3 protein-coding genes and 2 pseudogenes are annotated in these 4009 nt (G+C 71.6%); 1 reads left to right on the forward strand and 4 read right to left on the reverse strand.

Annotated elements, in window-relative coordinates; genetic code table 11:
• Positions 1-67 precede the first annotated feature (67 nt).
• Positions 68-355 (forward strand): annotated as a pseudogene (locus ABZ342_RS48845) (NAD(P)/FAD-dependent oxidoreductase); the annotation flags it as partial.
• Here ABZ342_RS48845 and ABZ342_RS48850 read toward each other — a convergent pair.
• The 4 genes and pseudogenes from ABZ342_RS48850 to ABZ342_RS48865 all read right to left on the reverse strand — a co-directional run.
• Positions 352-1389, reverse strand: coding sequence for an acyl-CoA dehydrogenase family protein (locus tag ABZ342_RS48850; RefSeq protein WP_360488914.1), 1038 nt, complete (start codon positions 1387-1389; stop codon positions 352-354). The pseudogene ABZ342_RS48845 and the gene ABZ342_RS48850 overlap by 4 nt on opposite strands.
• The gene (locus tag ABZ342_RS48855; protein ID WP_360488916.1) at positions 1386-2321 is read right to left on the reverse strand and encodes an acyl-CoA dehydrogenase family protein; all 936 of its coding nucleotides are present in this window, start codon (positions 2319-2321) and stop codon (positions 1386-1388) included. Before ABZ342_RS48855 ends, ABZ342_RS48850 begins: the two co-directional genes overlap by 4 nt.
• On the reverse strand, positions 2318-3448 hold the full coding sequence (locus ABZ342_RS48860) for an acyl-CoA dehydrogenase family protein (protein ID WP_360488918.1): 1131 nt from the start codon (positions 3446-3448) through the stop codon (positions 2318-2320). Before ABZ342_RS48860 ends, ABZ342_RS48855 begins: the two co-directional genes overlap by 4 nt.
• A pseudogene (locus ABZ342_RS48865) lies at positions 3448-3930 on the reverse strand (enoyl-CoA hydratase-related protein); the annotation flags it as partial. The pseudogene ABZ342_RS48865 and the gene ABZ342_RS48860, both read right to left, overlap by 1 nt.
• Positions 3931-4009 lie beyond the last annotated feature (79 nt).

The raw sequence follows: 4009 nt of genomic DNA on the forward strand, positions 1-4009 counted from the left end.
CCCGAATTCACGGACCTGCGCCGCCGATTGCGGGTGTTCGTGTTCCCGATGACCGCGTTGTTCCTGCTTTGGCTCGATGAACGGCTGGGCGGCGGACCTGATCAGCCAGGAGGTCGCGGACAAGGTCGGCAAGGTGTGGGGCCTCGGCTCGGACACCACGAAGGACCCGGGTCCGTGGGAAGGCGAACAACGCAACATGTGGAAGCCCACCCAGCAGGACGGGCTGTGGTTCCACGGCGGCAACCTGCACCAGTCACGGCACTACTCGCTCTACCTGGCCCTGCAGCTGAAGGCCCGCGCGGAGGGCATCCCGACGCCGGTCTACGGGCTGCAGGAGCGGCATCACCTGGCCTAGGACGACAGCGCGCTCGCGGGGTCGCCGAACAGGAGGGCGGTCCCGTGGGCGCGCTTGAAGTACAGGTGGGCCTCGTGCTCCCAGGTGATCGCGATGCCGCCGTGCAGCTGGATCATCTCCGCCGCCGCATGGGAAAACGCTTCACCGCACACGACTTTCGCGGTCGTCACGGCTTCGGCGTCGCCGTCCACCAGGGCCGCGTACAGCGCCGAGCGGGCCGCTTCGACGTGGACGTGCACGTCGGCCATCCGGTGCTTCAGCGCCTGGAACGACCCGATCGGCCGGCCGAACTGCTTGCGTTGCTTCGTGTACTCCACCGTCAGCTCCAGCGCGCGGGCCGCCGCGCCGACCTGCTCGGCGGCGACGGCGACCACCGCCGTGTCGCGCAGTTTCCGCAGGTCGAAGCCGGTGACGTCGAGGCGCCGCGCCAGGGTCGACGCGCACTCCACCACCGCCAGCCGGCGGGTCGGGTCCAGTGTGGTGACGCGCTCGCGGCGGACGCCGTCGAGCGGGACTTCGAACAAGCCGAGGCCGTCGTCCGTCCTGGCCACGGCCAGGAGGACGTCGGCGAGGTCGCCGTCGAGGACGTAGTGGGCGCGGCCGTCGATGCCGGTGTCCGACGCGGTCAAGCCCGGTGACCAGGCTTCGTCGGACCAGGCCAGCGCCGCGAGGGTCGTGCCCGCGGCGATGCCCGGCAGCAGCCGTTCGCAGGCCTCGTCGTTTCCGCTGCGCAGCAACGCTTCTCCGCACAGCACAGCGGAGCCGAGCATCGGGGCCGGGGTCAACGTGCGGCCGAGTTCTTCCAGGACCACGCACGCCTCGGCCAAGCCGGCGCCCGCGCCGCCGTAGTGCTCGGGGATCGTGAGGGCGGCGACGCCGATCTGCTCGCACAGCGTCGACCAGAGCTTGTCGTCGTACCCGAGCGGCGACTCCATCGCCGCCCGCACCGCCTCCGGCCCCGACCGGCGGGTCAGCAGCGAGCGCACGGCGTCCCGCAGCGCCTGGGCTTCCTCGGTCTCCAGCGGATCGGTCATCGCAGACCCGCCAGGACGCGCTCACGGTGGAACGCCCCGGTTCCCCAGGCGCCGGCCAGGGCCCGCACCTTCGTCAGCCGCAAGCCGAGGTCGTGTTCGGCGGTGTAGCCGATGGCGCCGTGCACCTGCAGGGCCGTGCGCGCGGCGAGGTACGCGGCGGCACCGGCCATGACCTTCGCCGCCGAGACGTCCCGGGTGAACGTCTCGCCGGCGACGGCCGCGCCGTAGAGCAGCGGCCGGGCGAGTTCGAGCTGCGTCACGACGTCGGCCAGCAGGTGCTTGACCGCCTGGTACTCGCCGATGGCGCGGCCGTACTGGCTGCGCTGCTTGGCGTAGGCCACCGAGGCGTCGAGGAGCCATTGGCCCGCCCCGAGCAGCTGGGCGGAGACGGCCAGGACACCCAGGTCGAACGCCGCCGGATCGGCCGCCGTGGTCCGGGTGGTCCCGGTGATCCGGAACAGCCGCCGGGCCGGGTCGACCGACCGCACGAAGTCGATCCCGACGTCGGAGACCTCCCCTTCGTCGAGGTCGAGGACCACCCCGGCGACGTCCGCGTCCAGGGCGAGCGGCACTTCGGGCGGCGCGACGACCGTGGCCAGGAGGTCGCCCCCGGCGAGCGCGGCGAGCCGGTCGCCGGTCAGCACCGCGGGGGCCACGGCGGCCGTCTCGACCAGCGGGCCGGGCACCGCGTGGTAGCCGAGAGCTTCGAAGGCGACGACCAGGTCGACCCTGGTGCCGCCGAGCCCGCCGTGGCCTTCGCCGACGAGCAACGCGGGGACACCGAGGTCGGCGAGGGCGCGCAGCAGTTTCAGGCCGCGCTCGGGCGAACCCGCGGCCCACGCCCGGGCGACCGCGGCGGTGTCCGCGCCGCCCAGCAGGTCGTGCAACGACGCGGAGAACTGGCGCTGCTCCGGCGACAGCTGGAACTTCATCGGCGCGGCTCCCTCGGCAGTTTCAGCAGCCGTTCGGCGATCGTGTTGCGCTGGATCTGGTCGGTACCGCCGTAGATCGGCCCGGCGAGGGAGAACAGGTAGCCGTCCACCCAGTCCCGGTTCGTCTCGGCGGCCGGGCCGAGCACGTCCAGGGCCGTCTCGTGGAGGTCGACGTCCAGGTGCGACCAGAACAGCTTGTTCACGCTGGACTCCGGGCCCAGCTCACCGCCGCCGGCGAGGCGGCTCACCGTGCCGTAGGTGTAGAGCTGGTAGGCGCGGGCACCGATCCAGGCGTCGGCGACCCGGTCCCGGGTGGACAGTGGCGAGTCCTGCGAACGCCACAGGTCCACGAGGCGTGCGGCCGCGGCGAGGAACCGGCCGGGGCTGCGCAAAGACAGTCCGCGCTCGTTGTTGGCGGTCGTCATCGCGACGCGCCAGCCCTGCCCGACCTCGCCGATCACGTCCTCGTCGGGCACGAAGACGTCGTCGAAGAAGATCTCCGCGAAGCCGGGTTCGCCGTCCAGCTGCGGGATCGGCCGGACCGTGACGCCCTCGGCGCGCAGGTCGGCCATGAAGTACGTCAGCCCGTGGTGGCGTTGCGCTTCCGGGTCGGTACGGAACAGTCCGAACGCGCGGTCGGCGTAGGACGCCCGCGAACTCCACGTCTTCTGCCCGGACAGCAGCCAGCCGCCGTCGGCCCGCACCGCCGTGCTGCGCAACGCCGCGATGTCGCTGCCCGCCTCGGGTTCCGACCACGCCTGCGCCCACACCTGCTCGCCCGTCGCCATCGCGGGCAGGATCCGGTCACGCTGCTCCTGCGTGCCGTGCGCGAACAACGTGGGGCCCAGCATGAAGATGCCGTTCTGGCTCACCCGCCCCGGCGCACCGGAGGCGTAGTACTCCTCCTCGAACAGCAACCACTGCAGCATCGACGCGTCCCGGCCGTGGTACTCGCGCGGCCACGAAACGACCGACCACCGCGCTTCCGCGAGTTCGGCCTCCCACTCGCGGTGCGCCTCGAACCCTTCGGCGGTGTCCATCGACGGCAGCGTCCGCACATGCGAAGTCAGCCATTCGCGCGCTTCGTCGCGGAAGGCCTCGGACGTCTCGTCGATGTCGAGGTCCATCAGGACCCCTTGTTCGCGTCGCGCATGGACCGCGCGGACTGCCCGCCGAGCGAGTCTTCGGACGTCTCCGCGTTGTGGGCGTGCGCCAGGTGGTGGAGCCCGAACACGGAGTCCATTCCGGACCGCAGGCCCATCAGGTCTTCGGCCTGGTTGACGGCTTTCTTCGCCAGCGCGAGCCCGAACTGGGGCATCCCGCCGATCTTCTCCGCGAGTTCGAGGGTGTGCTGTTCCAGCTCCGCGCGCGGGACGATCCGGGTGATCATCCCCCATTCCTTGGCCTGCTGGACGGTGAAGCGTTCACCGGTGAACAGGACTTCCTTCGCCGCTCGCGGCCCGAGCACCCACGGGTGCGCGAAGTACTCGACACCCGGAATGCCCATGCGCACCACCGGATCGGCGAAGAACGCGTCGTCGGAGGCCACGATCAGGTCGCAGACCCACGCGAGCATCAGCCCGCCCGCGATGCAGGACCCCTGGACGGCACCCGGTGTACGAGGGCCGCGAGCGCCTCCAGCGCGTCCGGGTGGGAGATCTCCTGCAACCCCGGCGACGACGTTCACC

Source organism: Amycolatopsis sp. NPDC005961 (assembly GCF_040629235.1).
GTDB lineage: Bacteria > Actinomycetota > Actinomycetes > Mycobacteriales > Pseudonocardiaceae > Amycolatopsis > Amycolatopsis camponoti.

What these genes read in the sequence shown, in the direction of transcription:
- ABZ342_RS48855 (WP_360488916.1), bottom strand. Translation starts at nt 2,321, where the DNA reads ATGAAGTTCCAGCTGTCGCCGGAGCAGCGCCAGTTCTCCGCGTCGTTG.
- ABZ342_RS48860 (WP_360488918.1), bottom strand. Translation starts at nt 3,448, where the DNA reads ATGGACCTCGACATCGACGAGACGTCCGAGGCCTTCCGCGACGAAGCG.
- ABZ342_RS48850 (WP_360488914.1), bottom strand. Translation starts at nt 1,389, where the DNA reads ATGACCGATCCGCTGGAGACCGAGGAAGCCCAGGCGCTGCGGGACGCC.